The following is an 18,628-nucleotide window of genomic DNA, read 5'->3' on the forward strand; positions in this document are numbered from 1 at the left end:
GGGCGAGCCGCCGGGCCCGCCCCCTCTCCACTACGGGTGGATCACCAGCCGCCGCGCGTCAACCCGGTCGGCTGGTTCGCGGGCACCGCCCCGGCCAGGCCGAGCGCCGGCACCGTGGGGAGGGCGGTCATGACGGCCGTCACCAGCCGCATAACCTCGGAGCGTGGCACGGCCGGCCCGGCCGGGGAGCGTGGGTTCATCGGTCAACTCCCCCCTCAGTGACCGAAGTCGAACCAGTTGACGTTCACGAAGTCCGCCGGCTGGCCGCTGGTGAAGGTCAGATAGACGTCGTGGGTTCCGGTGACGGAGCTGATGTTCGCGGGGACCGTCTTCCAGGACTGCCAGCCACCGGTGTTGGCCACCGAGAAGCTGCCGATCGGCGTGCTCGTACGGCTGTCGAGGCGCACCTCGACCAGCCCGCTGACACCGCCCGCCGCGCCGCTCGCGACCCGTCCGTAGAACTGCTTGGCCGCCGTGGAACCGAAGTTGACGCCCTTGTAGAGCGCGTAGTCGCCGTTCGCGAGTGAGCTGATGTTCTGGCCGCCGCCGGTGTCGGTGGTGGTCTCGGTGCCCACGCCGGACTGGCTGTCGTACGACTCGGCCTGGATGGCGCTGTAGGCGTCACGGTTGCCGGACGGGGGAGGGGTGGTACCGCTCCCACCATTCGACTGAAGGACCTGTACGTAGTCCACGACCAGCGGGTGGCCGGGCTCCGTGCCGCTGTCCGGGCCGCCGCCGAAGGCGTCCGGGAAGCCGCCGCCCATCGCCACGTTCAGGATCAGGAAGTAGCCGTGATTGGTGGCGTTCGTCCAGGTGGTCGCGTCGACCTGATTCGCCTTCACCGTATGGAAGTTGACGCCGTCGAGGTAGAAGCGCATCTCCTCGGGGCTCGTCGACTTGTCCCACTCCACGGCGTACGTGTGGAAGCCGGCCTGGCACGTGGTGCCGGCGCAGGGTGTGTTGCCCCCGATGCCGGAGGTCTCGTTGCACGGGCCGCCCGGTGAGGTGCCGCAGTGCATGGTGGCCCACTCGGTGTTGAGCCCCTGGACGTTCTCCATGATGTCCAGCTCGCCGATGCCCGGCCAGTTCCAGTAGTTGCCGCGGAAGGGCGCGCCCAGCATCCAGAAGGCGGGCCAGTAGCCCTTGGCGGCGGCGCCGGTCACATTCGGCATCTGGAGGCGGGCCTCGACGCGGAGCTTGCCGCCCGCCGGCGGCTGGAAGTCGCTGCGGACGGTTTCGACGCGGCCCGAGGTCCAGTTGCCGGAGGCGTCGCGCCGCGGGGTGATCCGGAGGTTTCCGGCGCCGTCGAGGGAGATGTTGTTCGTGCTGGAGGTCATGGTCTCGACCTCGCCGGTACCGAAGTTGGCGGGTCCGCCGGGGTAGCTCGTGCCGGTCGTGTACTGCCAGTTGGAGGTGTTGACGCCGGATCCGGCGGCCCCGTTGAAGTCGTCGAGGAAGACCTGGGACCAGCCGGCCGGGGGTGTGGGGGCGGACGCGTTCGCGGGGAGCGTGGCGGCCGTGGCGGCGGCGGCCGCCAGGCCGAGCGTGCTGAACACGGCGATGAGGACGCGCCGGAGGGGGCGGCGTCTGCCGGATGCGCTGGATGTGCCGGAAGTTTCACTCATGGGTGCCTCTTCGGGTACGGAGTGTGGGGTGCGCGGGTGTCGAGGGAGCGCTCCCATAGTCTTTGAGAGCGCTCTCACTGCAGCTGCGCGGACAATGTGCTCTCTGTCACTCCGGTCGTCAAGAGGTAAAGCCGAGAAACCCCCTTCCGTGGAAGGGAGTTCACGATGTGAAGGAGGGTGGGCCCGAGAGTGCTACAGCGCGCTCCCCGCCTTCCAGTCCGCCCAGGACAGGTTCCACCCGTTCAGCCCGTTGGCCGGGTCCACGGTCTTCTCGCCCGAGTTCTTGACGATCACCACGTCGCCGAGCATCGAGCTCTTGTAGAACTGGTAGCCCGGCACGGAGCTGTCGTTCGCGCCCTTCGTGTCGTGCAGGCCGACGCAGCCGTGACTGGTGTTGCTGGTGCCGAAGACCGAGGCCGAGGCCCAGTAGTTGCCGTGGATGAAGGTGCCGGAGGTGGTCAGACGCTGGGCGTGCGGGACGTCACTGATGTCGTACTCGTCGCCGAGTCCGACGGTCGAGGACTCCATCCGCGTCTGCTTGAACCGCTCGCTGATCACCATGATCCCGGACCAGGTGGTGTGGTCGGCGTCGCCGCCGCTCACCGGGTAGGTGGCGAGCGTCGAGCCGTCCCGCTCGACCGTCATCGTCTTCTTCGCCAGGTCGACCGTGCTGATCTGGCGGCGGCCGATGTGGAAGGTGACGTCCTTGGACTGGACGCCGTAGACACCGTCCGTGCCCTCGATGTCCTTGAGCCGCAGGCTCAGCGTGATCTTCGTGCCGGCGGCCCAGTACTCCTCGGGCCGGAAGTCGAGCCGGGTGTCGCTGAACCAGTGGCCGACCACCTCGACCGCGGGCTCGGCCGTCACCGTGATCGCCTTCTCGACGGCGGCGCGGTCCTTGACGGCCTGGGTGAAGTTGATCGACACGGGCATGCCGACGCCGGAGGTCGAATTCGCCTCCGGAGTGAAATAGCCCACGAAGGTCTCGCCGGGGGACTTCGTGACGAAGCTCGCGGTGTGCTCGTCGGCACCCTGTGGTTTGGCTGTGACCGTGTATTTGGTGCCCGAGTACGGATTCCTGGTGGAGGTCCATTTCGTACGGGATTCATTGAAGGACCCGGCCAGGGTGGAACCGTCGTTGCCGGTGACCGTGACGGCCGACAGCGTGCCGTTCGCCACGGTGACCTCGACCGGGCTGGTGAAATCGGCCTTCTTGGTGCCGTCGGCGGGGGTGACGCTGACGGCCGGCGTCTTGGCCTTGGCCTGGGCCTTTGTGCCCGTGGCCGCCGTCGCCGTCGCGCTCGTTCCCTCCGAGGCGTCCGCCGAGCCGCTGCAGCCCGTCAGGGCGACGGCCGGTACCGCCGCGCCGAGCGCGGCCAGGATTCCGCGCCGTGACCAGGCCGGCCGCTCGGATCGGTTCGATATCTGAGGGACGCCCACGGCATGCCTTTCTCGGGTTCTTCGATCACCACCACTGCGGGTGCATCCTGCGCCCGTTTCCTGGGTTGACCCTTTGAATCCGAGGGGCTCCACCTGAGATTCCTGTGAAGACACCCTGAGAGAAGGCCTGAAAGCACGGTTGTCCGGTCGGCTCCACTCGTGAACAGATGATGTGCGGCCGACCGGAACAGAGAAGGAGTTCCGCTTGCCGATCCCGCACACCCTGCCGGAGGTATCCGTGATTCCAGCCCGCAAGCGGCACACCGTGGTCATCGTCGGAGCGGGCGCGGCCGGCGCGCTGACCGCCGTCCAGCTGTGCGAGACGGCGGCGCGTCGCCGGGTGCCGCTCGATCTCGTGCTGGTCGACCCGGCCCCGGAGGCCGGACGCGGCACGGCGTACGCCACACCCGACCCACGGCACCGGCTCAACGTGCCCGCGAGCGGTATGAGTTGCTATCCGGACGACCCCGGGCACTTCACCCGCTGGCTGTGCCGGCACGGCGAACCCGCCGTCAAGGGCGCCGACTTCGCCACGCGGTACCGGTACGGGGCCTATCTGGCGGACACCCTGGCCCAGGCGATCGTCCGAGCCCACGGCACGGTCGCCGTGCGTCGGCTGCGGACCCGGGCGCAGAGCTGTACCGGCACCCCCGACGGCGGGGTGGAGTTCCAACTCGCCAACGGGCGAGGCCTGAGGGCCGACAGCGGAGTACTCGCCACCGGGCCTGCCGCCGCGCGCAGCGACTGGGCCCCGCCGGGACTGCGTACGTCCGACCGCTTCGTACGGTCCCCTTGGGCGCCGGGCGCGCTCGACGGCCCGCTCGCCGACACTGCCGAGGTGCTGCTGGTCGGTACGGGACTCACCGCGGTGGACCTGGCCCTGAGCCTCGACCGGCCCGGGCGCACCGTGCACGCCGTCTCCCGGGGCGGCCTGCTGCCGCAGCCGCACGCGATCGGCCCCGTCGCGGCGATGGCCGCCCCCGACGGGCTCGACGCGCCCTCGCTGTCCGCGCTGCGCAGGACGGTCTACCGCCACATCGGCCGGGCGCTGCGCACCCAGGGTGACTGGCGCCCGGCGCTCGACAGCCTGCGGCCGCACACCGCCCGGCTGTGGCGCGGCCTCACCCCCGAGGAGCGGGCCGCGTTCCTGGAGCGGGAGGGCGCGCTGTGGAACACCCATCGCCATCGGATGGCGCCCGCGACGGCCGAGGCGGTGGCCCGTGCCCGTACGGCCCGGCGACTGCGGGTGCACGCCGGAGCGGTCACGGACGCCGCCGTCCAGGACGACGGCTCGGTGCTGGTCGCGCTCTCCAACGGCCAGGACATTCAAGCGGGTTGGATCATCGATTGCACTGGTCCCGGCGCGCGTCCCGAAGACCCCTTGTGGCGTTCGCTGTTCGACACCGGTGCCGCGGTGCCCGGTCCCCTGGGCATGGGGGTCACGACCCGCGACGGCCGTCTTCTCGACGCCGAAGGCCGCGGTGAGCGCCCGCTGTTCACGCTCGGCGCTGCGCGCCGCGGCGAGTTGTGGGAGACCACGGCCATCCCGGAGATCCGCGGCCAAGCCGCCGCGCTGGCTGAGGAGTTGCTCGCGCCGCTCTCGGCGCCTCGACGGGTCGTGCGCCGCCGGCCCGTCGACGGGCACGGGCTCCCGCTGTCCACCCGCGCCGAGGCGGCCGCCGCCTACCGCACCGGGCTCGACCGGGTCCTCAAGGTCAGGGCCGGAGCCGAGGACGCCTTCCGGCGCGCGGTCGTCCTCGACCCCGGGTTCGCGCTCGGGCACGCCGCGCTCGCCCTGCTCGGTCACGAGTGCGGTGCCGACGTCGACGTACCGAGGGCGCTCGCCGACGCACAGCGCTCCGCGCGTGAACGGGCCGACGAGCGGGAGCGTTCCTTCGTGGACGTCGTCACGCGGCGCGTCCACGGCGACTGTGCGGACGGGGGTGCCGCCGCCCTGCTCGGGCACCTGGACGCGCACCCGGCCGACGCGCTCGCGCTCGCCGCCGCCGTGCCCACCATCGCCTTCTCCGGCATCAACGACCTCGACGACGCCTACGCGCTGCGGCTGGTCGAGCGCACCTCGCCCGCGTACGACGGCCACTGGTTCCACACCTCGCTCCTGGCCTTCCTGCGCCAGGAACAGGGCCGCTTCCACGAGGCCGCCGAGCTGGCCCACCGCGCGCTGGCCGCCGAGCCTGCCTCCGGGCACGCCGTGCACGCGCTCGCCCACGTCCACTACGAGTCCGGCGCCTACGAAGCGGGCCGCGACTGGCTCGATGCCTGGGTGTCCGGGCAGGGCCGGGGCGCCGTCCACCGGGCGCACTTCTCCTGGCACATCGCCCTGCACGAACTCGCCCTGGACGACCCCGCCGCCGTACGCAAACGGTGGTTCGCGCAGCTCGCGCCCGGGCGCGTGACAGGGGTACGCGCCCTGGTGGACTCGGGTTCGCTGCTGTGGCGGGCCCGGCTGAGCGACAGCTGGCGCGGGCAGGTGCCCGCGGCCGACGTGCTCGAGACGGTCGCGCGTGAGGTCGTGGAGCGGCCCGCGACCGCGTTCACCGCGCTGCACGCGGCGGTCGCCCTCGCCGCCGCCGGGGACCTGGCGGCCCTGCGCCGGCTGCGCGACCACGCCGCGGACGCGGACCCCGTGCAGCGCGAGGTCATCGTCCCGCTCTGCGAGGCCTTCGGGGCTCTAGTCGAGGAACGGTTCCCCGAGGCCGCCCGCGGCCTGAACGCGCTCCTGCCGGTGCTGCGGAAGGTGGGTGGCAGCGCGGCCCAGCGCGAGGTCGTCGAGGAGACCCTGCTGTACGCCCTTGTGGCGGCGGGCCGTTGCGACGCGGCCCGCCGACTGCTGGACGCCCGCCTCGGCCGCGGGGCGGCGCCCCGGGACCGGCGGTTGCTCGCCGCGCTGCCGGGCTGAGCGGGCCGTCTCGTACCGGGCCCCGTTCGATCACGTGTCGGACACGGGGTCCGTCGTGCGGGCGCGGATCGGGCAGCCTGCGGGCATGGGGAGGCGCGGGGGATGCGTGCTGAACGGCTGTCTGACCGTGCTGGTGACAGCCCTCGGCCTGGTGCTGTTCGGGGTGTGGTGGGTCGGTACGGCGCCCGGCCGGGCCGATGCGCGGGCGCGGGACGAGGTCGAGGAGGCGGTGGACGGGAGCAGGGACCGGTTGTCGCGGGCGGCCTCCGACGGGTCCCTGCTCGGGACCGAGATCGACCGGCTGGTGCCGAACGGCTACAGGAAGGTCGGGCCCGAGGTCGAGCGGCACGACCGGCGGGTCACGATCACCACCGAGATCACGTACACGGAGGACGGCTGGTTCGGCGGGTCGGCGACCGGCTGCTACCGCTTCGAGGTCGTGCCGGCCTCCTCCGTGCCTCCCGTCTCCGTGCACGAGCTGCCCGAAGCGCGCTGTGACCTGCCGCGGGCCCAGGACCCCGGCAGGCTGCCTGCCGCGGTCGCGGCGGACGTCGTCGTGGAACTACGGGCCGCCCTGGCCGAGGGTGGGCTCGCGGCCGTGCAGAGCGCTCCGGTCTGGGCGACGAGGGGCATCGACATCGAGGACCAGGAGACCGAGGAGGGGCAACTGACCGATCTGGTCTGGCTGTCCGCGGGTTTGAACGAAAAGGTCTGCTACGAGTTCCGTACGAAGGAGACGCCCGGCACCGTCACCGCCGAGCGGCTGACGCCGGACGGCTGTTATCGCATCCAGCGCGAGGAGGAGGCGCGCGCCGAGGCGGAGGAGCGCGCCGAACTCGACGCGAGCTCCCGGCAGATCGAGCATCGGCTCGACCGCGCCGTCGCGGACGGGACGCTGACGGACGCCGAGCTGAAGCGGGCTCTCGCGCTGCAGAAGACGGACGAGGGGAACAAGCTCTGGTTCGACGCCCCGGTCGCCGTGCCCGTAAGCGTCGAGCGGTCGCCGTCCGAGGTCATCGTCGTCACCAAGGTCGAGGCGCTGGACATCAACCGCCCGGCTGTGGGCTGCTACGCGTTCCGCGCCTCCCTCGCGCGGCAGTCCGTCACCCGCCGGACGGCGGCCGGTACGGACTGCTTCGGCTAGAGGGCGTCTGAAGAGCCTGTCAGCGGGCTCATCTCCGGTCCCGATTCGCACGCGGCGTTGGCGTGGCGGATGCCCGGCTGTTGCGTGTATCCCTCGCCCGGCATCACCAGCGCTTCGACACGTCTCGCCCCACCGTGATCTTCGCGTGATCCGCCTTGTCCGGCGACCCGGGAGGGGTGCCCCTTACTGCGAGCCAGACGAGGAAGGCGAGGATGAAGAGCCCCTCGACGAGCAGAGACAGGGGACCGTACGGCGGTTCCCAGCCGGGTTCGTAGTAGCCGTCCGGCAGGCCCACGGTGCGCGACAGCAGAAAGCCGATGATCATGCCGAGGCTGACGAGCGCCCCGGTGAGCCACGCGACCAGGGGCCGTGTGAGGCCGACGAGTGCCACTGCCACGGCCAGCATGACGGCACTGCCCACGGCGAAGGCGATGCCGATGTAGAACTTCTCCTCAAGATGATCAGGGATGAGGAGAGTGTGCAGCACCGTGTTGCCGGCGGCACAGCACACTCCCACTCCTGTCAGGGTGGCCTCGGTGGAGTTCATCGTGACTCCAGGTGTTCGGCTGGCGTGTCGACGGCGGCCGGGGTCTTCATGCTCAGTAACCGCCGCCGCTGTTCGTGCTGTTGCTCGACGACGCGCCACCGCTGACCGCGGTGATCTCCGTCTTCATGCCCAGGTCCTTGTGCCCGTCCACGGGGCAGTACACCTCGTACGCCCCTGGCTTGAGGGTCACATCGAGGGCGGCGGACTCACCCGGCGCAAGCGACCGGGTGCGGTGCTCACCGCCGGGGCCTTCGATCTCCAGTGCGTGCACGTGGTGCCCCTTGTTCGTGGCGACGAAGTCATAGCGTCCGGCCGTGAAGGTCGGCTGCGACAGTGTGAGGCGGAAGTCGACCAGCGTGACGTCCACCTTGGTCACTCCAGGCCGGCCGGTGGTCTCCGGTGGTCCGGAGGATCCCGCGTGACTCCCGGTCCCGCTCGCGGTCGACGCCCCGCCGCCGCAGGCGGCGAGCACACTCGTGAGGACACCGGCGGTCAGCCCCAGCATCACGCGGGTCCGGTATCGGGCTGTTGTCCTTGGCATCGGTGACCCCCAATGCGCTTCGTCCCGCAAAGGGCTCGAACGGCTCGTATGGGGTACGGGCCACCGAGCCCGATGGATTGGGTGCCGGGCCCGGAGGTCCTGGCCGTGCCCCGTCGGACCGGTGACGTCCGGCTCCGGCGCGCCCCTGCACAACCGTCACGCTTGCTGCACGTGGCGTCGCTGCCATGGCAGAGCCGCGTCGCAGGCGGTGGCGAGTTCTGCGAGGGTGGGCCGGGCTGCCGGATCGGGCCGCAGGCAGCCGTCGATGGCCATGGCGAGGTCCCTCGGCAGGCGTCGGCGGGACCCGATCGGCGGGGCACGTTCTTCGAGCTGCGGATACCAGTCGTCCGGGCCGGTCGTGTCGTCGCCGGTCTGTGCCCCCGCCTCGTCGCAGGCCTCTGCCCCCGTCCCTCCACGGTCGAGGCGCTGGACATCAACCGCCCGGCCTCGGGCTGCTTCGCGATCCGTGTCTCCCACATGAAGCAGTCCGTCGCCCGCCGAGCCGTTGCGGGGACGGACTGCTTCGGCTGACCTTCAGAGCCGAGGGGAGGACTCTTCAGGCAGCGCTCACACAGTGGTCAGTTGCGGCTGAGCGGGCGGTGCCTCCTCGCTGACCCCGAACCGGTCGTGCGCCCGCCGCAGTGCCCCCGGCGCCCACCAGGCGCGCCGCCCGAGGAGTGCCATCGTCGCCGGTACGAGGAGCATGCGTACGACGGTCGCGTCGATCAGGACCGCCAGGGTGAGGCCGAGGCCGATCTGCAGGATGGGGGAGAAGCCGCCGGTCATGAAGGCTCCGAAGACGATCGCGAGGAGCAGCGCGGCGCAGCTGACCACGCGCCCGGAGCGGCGCAGACCGGTCACGACGGCTTCCTGGGCGTCGCCAGTGCGCAGCCAGCTCTCGCGCATCCGGGCGAGGATGAACAGCTCGTAGTCCATGGCGAGTCCGAAGGCGATCGCGATGATCAGCGGCGGTGCCGTCAGGCTCAGCGAGCCGAGACCTTCGGCGCCCAGGGCGCCGGCCAGATGGCCGTCCTGGAAGACCCAGACCACCGCGCCGAGCGCGGCGCCCAGGCTGAGCAGCGTGGTGGCGATGGTCCGCAGCGGGATCAGCACCGAGCCGGTGAAGGCGAAGAGCAGCGCGAAGATGCCGACGAGAACGGTGACCGCCGCCCAGGGTGCCCGCTCGGCGAGCATCGTGCGGAAGTCGACCAGCCGGGCCGCGACGCCGGTGACCTCGACGGGCTCGTCGCCGCGCACCTTCCGTACCCGCTCGACCAGGTCGGTCGCCGCCTTGCCGTCGACGCTGCCGGTCGGCTGGAGGTGCACCAGTGTGGCGCCGCCCGGCAGGGGGCTGGAGTCGCTCGTGTCCGCGAGGGCGCGGATCCGGGTCACCGTGTCCGGGGCCGCGCCGGGGCGCACCACCACGGTCACCGGTGAGACGCCGGTACCCGGCGGGAAGTGGGCGTCCACGGTGTCGTACAGCTGCCGTGCCTCGGTGTTGGAGGGCAGTTGCTTGGCGTCCCCGATGCTGATCTTCATTCCGGCGACGGGCAGCGCGAGGACGAGCAGGGCAGGGACGAGGGTGACCAGGATGACGACGGGACGGCGCGCGGCGAACCGGGCGAGGCGGGCGAAGAGGCGGCCTTCCTTGTCGGCGTCGGAGCCGACCGCAGAGTCGGAGCCATCGGCCGCGGCGGAGTCAGCTGCGAGAGCGGTGCCGGAGTCGGTCTTCTCGCGCCTGGCCGGTGCGATGCGTGACCCGAAGCGAGCCAGCAGCGCGGGCAGGAGGGTGATCGCGGCGAGCATGTCGACGACGACCACGGCGGCCACGGCCAGCCCCATGCTGCGCAGGAACGGGCTGGGGAACACCAGCAGCCCGGTGAGGCTGACGGCCACCGTGAGCCCGGAGAACAGGACGGTCCGCCCGGCGCCGGCGACGGTGCGGTGCACGGCCTCGATGACGTCGTCGGTGTGCCGTCGCTCCTCGCGGAAGCGGACCACCATCAACAGCGCGTAGTCCACGGCGAGTCCGAGCCCCAGCATGGTGGTGACCTGGATCGCGTACACCGAGATGTCGGTGACCTGGCTGAAGGCGAAGAGCGCGAGGAAGGCGCCCGCGACTCCGCTGATCGCGATCACCAGCGGCAGCCCGGCGGCCCGCAGTCCGCCGAAGACGACGAGCAGCAGAGCCAGCACGACCGGCAGGGAGATCAACTCGGCCCGCTGTACGTCCTCTTGGGCGCGCCCGCTCATCTGCTGGCCGAGCAACAGGCCGCCGCTGACGTGGACTTCGGGCGCGTCGATCTGGCGGATGCGGTCGGCGGCCGTGTCCACGGCCTTCTTCTCGTCCTTGAACTTCATGTCGCCCTTGAGCGTCACCGGAATGACGAGGGCCTTGCCGTCCTCGGAGGTGAGGCCGCGCGTGGTGTACGGGTCGGGAACCTCGGCGACCCCCGAGACCGTACGCAAGTCGGCGACGGCGCGCCCGACTTGGGACCGCAGGCCGGGGTCGGAGACCGAGGTGCCCGAGACGACGGCGGTGATCGACTCGCCGCTGGTGTCGACGCGGTCGAGGTAGGCGGCGGCCCGCTCCGACTCGGTGCCCGGGACATCGGGCACCGAGTCGACGAGCCGGCCGAAGACGCCCGTGCCGAGGCCGAAGCCGATCAGCAGCATGAGCAGCCAGACGAGGATCACGGTGAGCGGGCGGCGGGTCGCCGCCCGGGAGATCGTGGCGAGCACGGTACGCCTCCCGGCGATGGGTGCGGTGGGTGACATCGCCACTCAGCGTCGCGGCGGACGGGGGTCCACCGGATCGCCGGAGGGAGCGGTTTCGGGACCTCCCTCGCACGACGGATACCGGGCCCCGTCTCACTCCGCGGAGGGAGCCGGCGACGCCGCGTAGACCCATCAGAAGCCCCCTAGGAGGAGCCCGGCGTCACCAGACCCGTCTCGTACGCGCAGATCACCGCCTGCACCCGGTCCCGCAGCCCCAGCTTGCTCAGCACGTTGCTGACATGGGTTTTGACGGTGTGCTCGCTCACGAAGAGCGTTGTCGCGATCTCCGCGTTGGACAGGCCGCGGGCGAGCAGGCGGAGGGTCTCCTCCTCGCGGGCGGTGAGGACGTCGAGGCGGGCCGGTGCCGGTTCGGGGGCGGCCTCGGCGCGGCGGCGCTGGACGATGTCGGCGACCAGGCGGCGGGTCACGGAGGGCGCGAGAAGCGAGTCGCCGGCCGCGACGACACGGACGGAGTGTACGAGGTCGTCCCGGCGAACGTCCTTGAGCAGAAAGCCACTTGCCCCCGCGTACAGGGCCTCGTACACGTACTCGTCGAGGTCGAACGTCGTCAGCATGACGACCTTGCAGCAGGACTCCGCGCACACCAGGCGGGCCGCCTCCAGGCCGTCCATCTGCGGCATACGGATGTCGAGCAGCAGGACGTCGGGTGCGTGCTCCCGTACCGCGGCCACGGCTTCGAGGCCGTCCCCGGCCTCCGCCACCACCTCGATGTCCTGCTGTGCCTCCAGGATCATGCTGAAGCCGCTGCGGACCAGCTCCTGGTCGTCGGCGACCACCACGCGAATGCTCACCCGAGGGCCGCCTGCCGGTCGACGGCGGCCGGGAGGCGTACGGCGACACGGAAGCCGCCGTCGGGGCCGCGGCCCGAGTCCGCGCTGCCTCCGCAGGCGGCGGCCCGCTCACGGATGCCGATCAGCCCGTGACCACCGGGTGACGCGGCCGGTCCCTGTGCGCCCGGCCCCCGTCCGTCGTCCGTCACCGTGAGTGTCAACGCGTCCTCCGTCCAGTCGAGTTCAACCCGCGCTGTGGAAGCGTACGCATGCTTCACGGTGTTGGTGAGCGCCTCCTGCACCACCCGGTAGGCGGCGACCTCGGTGTCCGGGGGCAGCGGGCGGGGCGCGCCGGTGGTGCTGAGGTGCACGCGCAGTCCGGTGGACTCCGCGACCTGGCCGGTCAGGCCGGCGAGAGCCGCGATGCTGGGCTGCGGCAACCGGGCCGACGCGCCGTTGACGTCGACCTGCTCCTCCTTGAGCACGCCGAGGATCCGGCGCAGCTGCCGCATCGCGTCGCGCCCGCTCGTCGCGATCGCGTCGAAGGCCGCCTCGGCGCGCTCCGGATCGCTGCGCACGACCACCGGGCCGGCCTCGGCCTGCACCACCATCAGGCTCACCGCGTGGGCGAGGATGTCGTGCATGTCCCGGGCGATCCGTGCGCGTTCCTGCGCCGTGGCCCGCGCCGTGTCCGAGGCGCGCTCCCGCTCCAGGCGGCGGGCCCGGTCCTCCAGCTCCGCGGTGTACGCGCGCTGGACGCGGGTGAGGATGCCGAGCGCGTACGCGCTGAGGAAGCTCGTCAGATGGAAGGCGTACTCGAAGGGCTGGGCGTGTTCCTTGGCCATCATCGTCAGCGAGGCCCCGACCAGCCAGGCCACCAGCATGAACCGGCGCTGCGCGGGCGGGCAGAGCGTGGCCACCGTGTAGAGCACGACCAGTCCGCCGTAGGCGACGTTCGGCGGCGGCGCGTGGTACAGCGCCATGGCGGGCGTACAGACCGACACCGCGCAGGCGGACAGGAAGGGCGCCCGCCGCCGCCACACCAGTGGCACCGCCGTGCCGACCGCCAGCAGGAAACCCTGCCACGACAGCCGGTCGTCGCCCTCGTCGGGGAACATCCACTGCAGCGAGGCGGCGAACAGCACGAGCGCGGCGAGCGCCGTGTCGACGACGTACGGATGCGTCGTGCGCAACCGCGAGACGACCGGCCGCCAGCGGGACATGGCGGGCGCGGCAACCGCTCGCCAGCGTGCGACGGCGGGCGTGAACCAGGACTGAGCGGACATGCGTGGCTCCTCTGGGCAAGGGCCGTCCCAGTATCCCGACCGCGCGACGGCGAAGCCTCACCGGTGAGAGGGATATCCCACGGCTCACGAGGCGCGCATCTCGCCACGAGGCGGGCTCCTCATCTTGAGGGGCGGGCTCCTCATCTTGAGGGGCGGGCACCTCGCCTTACGAGCCGGGCTCCTCGTCCTGAGCCACGAGGCGGGCGCCGCGTCTTACGAAGCGAGCTCCTCGTCCTACGAGGCGGACTCCTCGTCCTACGAGGCGGATTCGGTCCGCGTCTGCGGCTGCCACCCGAGCGCCCGCGAGATCCCGCGCGCCGCCAGCCGTACCGCCGGGATCAACGCCGGTACCTGCGCGTCCACTTGGGGCACGACGACCGAGACGGCCGCGGCGACCGTGCCGCCCGCGCCGCGCACCGGAGCGGCCACCGAGAGGGCGTCGTCGGTGATCTGACGGCTGCTCACCGCCACGCCCGTGCGCCGCACTTCGGCCAGCACGCGGCGCAGCCGGGCCGGATCGGTGAGGGTGTACGGGGTGAAGGAGGCGAGCGGGCGGTCGCAGTAGGCCTCCTGGAACGCCGGGTCGCCGTGCGCGAGGAGGGCGAGCCCCACGCCCGTGGCGTGCAGCGGCCAGCGGGCGCCCACCTGGATGCGGACGCCTACCGCGGAGTGCCCGGAGATCCACTCGATGTAGACGACCTCGGAGCCGTCGCGGACCGCCAACTGCACGTTCTCGTGCGTCGCTTCGTACAGGTCCTCCAGATACGGCAGCGCGATCTGCCGCAGCGCCAGGCCCCGCGGAGCGAGCGCCGCGACCTCCCACAGCCGCAGGCCCACGTGGTAGACACCCTCCTCGTCCCGCTCCAGGGCGCCCCATTCGGTGAGCGCGCCGACCAGCCGGTGGGCCGTGGTGAGGGTGAGTCCGGCCCGGCGGCTGATTCCCGTCAGGGAGAGTGCCGGGTGCTCGTGGTCGAAGGCGGCGAGCACGGCGAGCAGACGTTCGGGCGCGGACAGGGTGGTCATGAGTTCAGTTCGGTTTCCGCGACCCGTTGCAGGAGGGCGTGCAGCGTGGCCCGCTCGGCGGGGTCGAGGGGCTGGAGCAGGTCGTTGGTGACGCGCAGCCCCGCCTCGTCGGTGTCGCGCAGGAAGGCCCGGCCGTCCTCCGTCAGCACGACGATCCGGCTGCGGCGGTCGTCGGGCGAGGGACGGCGCTCGGCGAAACCGAGCTTCTCCAGGTCGTCGACGAGCCCGACGATCGCGCTCGGGTCGTAGCCGAGCCGCGAGCTCAGCTCCCGCTGCAGCGCGCCCTCGGAGGTGGCGAGGAAGCGCAGCAGCGCGTAGTGGCGCAGGCGGAGCCCCGACTCCTGCAGGAACGTGTTGAACAGCTGCCCCGAGCGCAGCCCCAGCCGGTACAGCAGGTAGCCGGTGTCCGCGTGCAGTCCGCGCATCCACGGCTCCCGGGCGTCGATGGGGGCAGGGCCCTCGGCATGGTCTGTGGCGTGCTGCTGGCCTGCGATGACGGGCTCCCTGGGCCGGGCCCCGGGTGGGGGCGGATCGTACGTATTCCGCACGGCGTGACGCCGTACTACGCACAGCATGACGCACGGGCGAGTCGGCAACAACTATTGACGTCAACAATTATTGCTCTTAGCTTCGATCTCGTAGCCGCAGCTCGGCACTCCACGCCGCGCTTGCTGATCCGCAGCTTTGAAGGGACCCCTCGTGTCCAGCATCGATCTCACCGGCAAGGTGGCCGTCGTCACCGGCAGCGGCCGTGGCCTCGGCCTGGCCTACGCACACGCCCTCGCCGCCGTCGGCGCCTGCGTGGTCGTCAACGACGTCGACGAGGCCGTGGCCGAGCAGGCCGTGAAGTCCATCACCGAGGCCGGCGGCAAGGCCGTCGCCGAGGTGGTCGCGGTCGGCACGTCCGAGGCCGCGGACCGGCTGGTCAGCCGTGCGGTGGACGAGTTCGGACGGCTCGACATCCTGGTGACCAACGCGGGCATTCTGCGCGACAAGGTCCTGTGGAAGATGACCGACGACGACTTCGACGCGGTGATCACCACCCACCTCAAGGGCACCTTCACGTGCGCCCGTGCCGCCGCCGTGCGCATGCGCGAGCAGGGCGAGGGCGGCAGCCTGATCCTGGTCGGCTCGCCGGCCGGGCAGCGCGGAAACTTCGGTCAGACGAACTACGCCGCCGCGAAGGCGGGCATCGCCGCCATGGCCCGTACCTGGTCGATGGAGCTGGGCCGCGCGGGCATCACCGTCAACGCGATCGTGCCGGTCGCCGCGACCGCGATGACCGAGACCATTCCCGCCTTCGCCCCCTACATCGAGGCCATGAAGCAGGGCGAGCCGCTCCCGGACTTCCTCCGCAAGGGCGAGGGCTTCGGCACCCCCGAGGACTGCGCGGCCCTCGTCCCGTTCCTCGCCTCCGAGGCCGCCCGCGGCGTCACCGGACAGGCCATCGGCATCGGCGGCGACAAGGTGGCACTCTGGTCGCATCCGCAGGAGATCAAGGCCGCGTACGCGGACGGCGGCTGGACCCCCGACACCCTCGCCGACGCCTTCCCGACGTCGGTCGGCGCCGAGCTCCAGACCGTCGGCATCCCCGCGCCCAAGTTCCCGGAGGCGTGATGGACATCGAGGAACTGGTCGCGATCGACGTCCACACCCACGCGGAGGTGTCCTCCAAGGGCCATGCCTCCCTGGACGACGACCTGCACGAGGCCTCCTCCGCCTACTTCAAGGTCGAGGGCAAGCGGAAGCCCACCCTGGAGGAGACGGCCGCGTACTACCGCGAGCGGAAAATGGCCGCCGTGATCTTCACGGTGGACGCCGAGTCCGCCACCGGCACCGAGCCCGTCCCGAACGAGGAGGTCGCCGAGGCCGCCGCCGCCAACCCGGACGTGCTGATCCCCTTCGCCTCCATCGACCCGTTCCGCGGCAAGGCGGGGGTCAAGCAGGCTCGCCGCCTGGTCGAGGAGTACGGGGTGAAAGGCTTCAAGTTCCACCCCAGCATCCAGGGCTTCTTCCCCAACGACCGGTCAGTGGCGTACGACCTGTACGAGGTGATCGAGGAGACCGGCACGATCGCCCTCTTCCACACGGGGCAGACGGGGATCGGCGCCGGGGTGCCCGGCGGAGGCGGGATCCGGCTCAAGTACTCCAACCCGCTGCACGTGGACGACGTCGCCGCCGACTTCCCGCATCTGAAGATCATCCTGGCGCACCCGTCCTTCCCCTGGCAGGACGAGGCGCTCGCGGTGGCCACGCACAAGCCGGGCGTGCACATCGACCTGTCCGGCTGGTCGCCGAAGTACTTCCCGCCGCAGCTGGTGCAGTACGCCAACACGCTGCTGAAGGACAAGGTCCTCTTCGGCTCCGACTTCCCCGTCCTCACCCCCGACCGCTGGCTCGCCGACTTCGAGAAGCTGCCGATCAAGGACGAGGTCAAGCCGAAGATCCTCAAGGAGAACGCCGCCCGCCTGCTCGGGCTGAGCACACCGTAAGGGGCCACCCCATGTGCAATCCCATGTGCGACGACGGACAGGGGCAGACAGATGCGCAATGAGGGACTGGGGTCATGGCCCGCACGCCGGGCCCGCAAGACCCCGCATCGCACCGCCCTGATCCACGGCGACAGCTGTCTCAGCTACGCCGACTTGTACGCGCGCACGACCCGGCTGGCGCACGCCCTGCGGGCGCTGGGCATCCGGCGCGGCGACCGGATCGCCTATCTGGGCCCCAACCACCCGTCCTACCTGGAGACGTTGTTCGCGTCGGGCGTCCTCGGCGCGGTCTTCGTGCCGCTCAACCCCCGTCTCGCCGGGCCCGAAATCGCCTACCAGCTGGGCGACTCGGGCGCCAAGGCCCTGGTGTACGCGCCGACGTCGGCCGGGCTCGTCGCGGGCCTGCCGGGCCACACCGACGTACGGACGTTCGTCGAAGTGGGCGCCCGGTACGAGGAGTTGATCGACGGTGCCTCGGACGAGCCGATCGACCAGCCCGTCACCGCCGACGACACCTGCATCATCATGTACACCTCGGGCACCACGGGCCGCCCCAAGGGCGCGATGCTCACCCACGGCAATCTGACGTGGAACGCCTTCAACGTGCTGGTCGACCAGGACGTGACCGCCGACGAGGTCGCCCTGGTCTCGGCCCCGCTGTTTCACACCGCCGGGCTCAACATGCTGACGCTGCCCGTCCTGCTCAAGGGCGGGACCTGTGTCCTGGTCGAGGCCTTCGACCCGGCCGCGTCCTTCGACCTGATCGCGCGGCACCGGATCACCTTCATGTTCGGGGTGCCCACCATGTTCGACCAGATGGCGCGTCAGCCGGCCTGGGCCGACGCCGATCTGTCGAGTCTGCGCATGCTGTCCTGCGGCGGATCCCCGGTGCCGACCCCACTGATCGAGACCTACCAGGCCAGGGGCCTGACCTTCCTCCAGGGCTACGGCATGACCGAGGCCTCGCCCGGCGTCCTCTTCCTGGACGCCGAGCACGCCGTCAGCAAGGCCGGGTCGGCGGGCGTGCCGCACTTCTTCAGCGATGTGCGCGTCGTACGGCCCGACTTCACACCGGTCGACGTCGGGGAGACGGGCGAGGTGGTCGTCCGCGGCCCGCACGTCATGCCCGGGTACTGGGGCCTGCCCGACGAGACGGCGGCCGTCTTCGCCGACGGCTGGTTCCGCAGCGGGGACGCCGCCCGGATCGACGAGGACGGCTATGTCTTCATCGTCGACCGCATCAAGGACATGATCATCTCGGGTGGCGAGAACATCTACCCCGCCGAGATCGAGGACCTGCTCCTCGCCCACCCCGACATCGTGGAGTGCGCGGTCATCGGCGTCGCCGACGACAAGTGGGGCGAGGTGCCGCGCGCCGTCGTCGTCCCCCGCGAGGGCGCCGACCTGGACCCGGACGCCGTCCTCGCCTCGCTCGCCGGGCAGCTCGCCAAGTACAAGATCCCCAAATCGGTCGTGGTCGCGGACGCGTTGCCGCGCACCGCCTCCGGAAAGCTCCTCAAGTCCCGTGTCCGTACGCGGTACGGCACCACCAACTCTTAGCTAAGGAACCCCATGAGCATCACCGTCAACGGCCTCGACGAACTCAAGAAGCTCGCCGGCAGCGACCTCGGCACCAGCGAGTGGATCGAGATCACCCAGGAGCGGATCAACACGTTCGCCGACGCCACCGGCGACCACCAGTGGATCCACGTCGACCCGGAGAAGGCGGCACAGGGCCCCTTCGGCGCGCCCATCGCGCACGGCTATCTGACCCTCTCCCTGTTCATCCCGCTCTTCACCGAGCTGCTGGAGGTCGAGGGCGTGTCGACGAAGGTCAACTACGGCCTGAACAAGGTGCGTTTCCCCTCGCCGGTGAAGGTCGGCTCGCGGATCCGGCTGGTCGCGAAGCTCGCCTCGGTCGAGGACGTGCCGGGCGGCGTGCAGATCGCCGTCGACGGCACGATAGAGATCGACGGCGGCGGGAAGCCCGCCGCCGTCCTGCAGAGCCTGTCGCGCTTCTACGCCTGACGGACCGTCAAAA

Annotated in this window: 17 protein-coding genes; 6 read left to right on the forward strand and 11 right to left on the reverse strand. The window is 71.2% G+C overall.

Annotated elements, in window-relative coordinates; genetic code table 11:
• Positions 1-41 precede the first annotated feature (41 nt).
• The 3 genes from ACFY0T_RS17900 to ACFY0T_RS17910 form a co-directional block, all read right to left on the reverse strand.
• Positions 42-200: a hypothetical protein gene (locus ACFY0T_RS17900; protein WP_388870837.1), complete on the reverse strand. Its 159-nt coding sequence runs from the start codon at positions 198-200 to the stop codon at positions 42-44.
• Positions 201-215: 15 nt separating this feature from the next.
• The gene (locus tag ACFY0T_RS17905) at positions 216-1,625 is read right to left on the reverse strand and encodes a glycoside hydrolase family 16 protein (RefSeq protein WP_388870839.1); all 1,410 of its coding nucleotides are present in this window, start codon (positions 1,623-1,625) and stop codon (positions 216-218) included.
• A 192-nt stretch (positions 1,626-1,817) separates the two neighbouring features.
• On the reverse strand, positions 1,818-3,065 hold the full coding sequence (locus tag ACFY0T_RS17910) for an Ig-like domain-containing protein (protein ID WP_388870843.1): 1,248 nt from the start codon (positions 3,063-3,065) through the stop codon (positions 1,818-1,820).
• A gap of 238 nt (positions 3,066-3,303) precedes the next feature.
• On the opposite strand from ACFY0T_RS17910, the gene ACFY0T_RS17915 reads away from it, so the two are divergent.
• Positions 3,304-5,985, forward strand: a complete 2,682-nt coding sequence (locus ACFY0T_RS17915) for an FAD/NAD(P)-binding protein (protein ID WP_388871529.1) — start codon at positions 3,304-3,306, stop codon at positions 5,983-5,985.
• 85 nt (positions 5,986-6,070) lie between these two features.
• Positions 6,071-7,129: a hypothetical protein gene (locus tag ACFY0T_RS17920; protein WP_388870845.1), complete on the forward strand. Its 1,059-nt coding sequence runs from the start codon at positions 6,071-6,073 to the stop codon at positions 7,127-7,129.
• Between the two features lie 103 nt (positions 7,130-7,232).
• Here the strand turns inward: ACFY0T_RS17920 and ACFY0T_RS17925 are convergent, their stop codons facing one another.
• The 8 genes from ACFY0T_RS17925 to ACFY0T_RS17960 all read right to left on the reverse strand — a co-directional run bounded on the left by ACFY0T_RS17925 (position 7,233) and on the right by ACFY0T_RS17960 (position 14,670).
• On the reverse strand, positions 7,233-7,676 hold the full coding sequence (locus tag ACFY0T_RS17925; RefSeq protein ID WP_388870848.1) for a hypothetical protein: 444 nt from the start codon (positions 7,674-7,676) through the stop codon (positions 7,233-7,235).
• 52 nt (positions 7,677-7,728) lie between these two features.
• Positions 7,729-8,217 carry a copper-binding protein gene (locus ACFY0T_RS17930; protein WP_388870851.1) on the reverse strand — a complete coding sequence of 163 codons (489 nt, stop codon included), beginning with the start codon at positions 8,215-8,217 and terminating at the stop codon, positions 7,729-7,731.
• 156 nt (positions 8,218-8,373) lie between these two features.
• Complete coding sequence (locus tag ACFY0T_RS17935) at positions 8,374-8,694, reverse strand: hypothetical protein (protein ID WP_388870854.1); 321 nt, start codon at positions 8,692-8,694, stop codon at positions 8,374-8,376.
• 90 nt (positions 8,695-8,784) lie between these two features.
• Positions 8,785-10,959, reverse strand: coding sequence for an MMPL family transporter (locus ACFY0T_RS17940; RefSeq protein ID WP_388871532.1), 2,175 nt, complete (start codon positions 10,957-10,959; stop codon positions 8,785-8,787).
• A gap of 179 nt (positions 10,960-11,138) precedes the next feature.
• Complete coding sequence (locus tag ACFY0T_RS17945; RefSeq protein ID WP_388870856.1) at positions 11,139-11,807, reverse strand: response regulator; 669 nt, start codon at positions 11,805-11,807, stop codon at positions 11,139-11,141.
• On the reverse strand, positions 11,804-13,072 hold the full coding sequence (locus ACFY0T_RS17950; RefSeq protein WP_388870858.1) for a sensor histidine kinase: 1,269 nt from the start codon (positions 13,070-13,072) through the stop codon (positions 11,804-11,806). Before ACFY0T_RS17950 ends, ACFY0T_RS17945 begins: the two co-directional genes overlap by 4 nt.
• Before the next feature lie 255 nt (positions 13,073-13,327).
• Positions 13,328-14,095 (reverse strand): IclR family transcriptional regulator, encoded by a 768-nt coding sequence (locus ACFY0T_RS17955; protein ID WP_388870861.1) that lies wholly within the window; start codon positions 14,093-14,095, stop codon positions 13,328-13,330.
• Positions 14,092-14,670 (reverse strand): MarR family winged helix-turn-helix transcriptional regulator, encoded by a 579-nt coding sequence (locus ACFY0T_RS17960; protein WP_388870864.1) that lies wholly within the window; start codon positions 14,668-14,670, stop codon positions 14,092-14,094. The genes ACFY0T_RS17955 and ACFY0T_RS17960 overlap by 4 nt, the downstream gene beginning before the upstream one ends.
• A gap of 124 nt (positions 14,671-14,794) precedes the next feature.
• On the opposite strand from ACFY0T_RS17960, the gene ACFY0T_RS17965 reads away from it, so the two are divergent.
• The 4 genes from ACFY0T_RS17965 to ACFY0T_RS17980 are packed head-to-tail and all read left to right on the forward strand — an operon-like array spanning position 14,795 to position 18,615.
• Entirely contained in the window at positions 14,795-15,712 is a 918-nt protein-coding gene (locus ACFY0T_RS17965) for an SDR family NAD(P)-dependent oxidoreductase (protein ID WP_388870866.1), read from the forward strand.
• Entirely contained in the window at positions 15,712-16,587 is an 876-nt protein-coding gene (locus ACFY0T_RS17970; RefSeq protein ID WP_388870869.1) for an amidohydrolase family protein, read from the forward strand. The genes ACFY0T_RS17965 and ACFY0T_RS17970 overlap by 1 nt, the downstream gene beginning before the upstream one ends.
• Positions 16,588-16,638: 51 nt before the next feature.
• On the forward strand, positions 16,639-18,147 hold the full coding sequence (gene menE, locus ACFY0T_RS17975; RefSeq protein WP_388870872.1) for an o-succinylbenzoate--CoA ligase: 1,509 nt from the start codon (positions 16,639-16,641) through the stop codon (positions 18,145-18,147).
• A gap of 12 nt (positions 18,148-18,159) precedes the next feature.
• A complete protein-coding gene (locus ACFY0T_RS17980; protein ID WP_388870875.1) occupies positions 18,160-18,615 on the forward strand; it encodes a MaoC family dehydratase in 456 nt (151 codons plus the stop codon).
• The last annotated feature ends 13 nt before the right edge of the window (positions 18,616-18,628 follow it).

This window comes from Streptomyces sp. NPDC001530, from assembly GCF_042894545.1.
GTDB lineage: Bacteria > Actinomycetota > Actinomycetes > Streptomycetales > Streptomycetaceae > Streptomyces.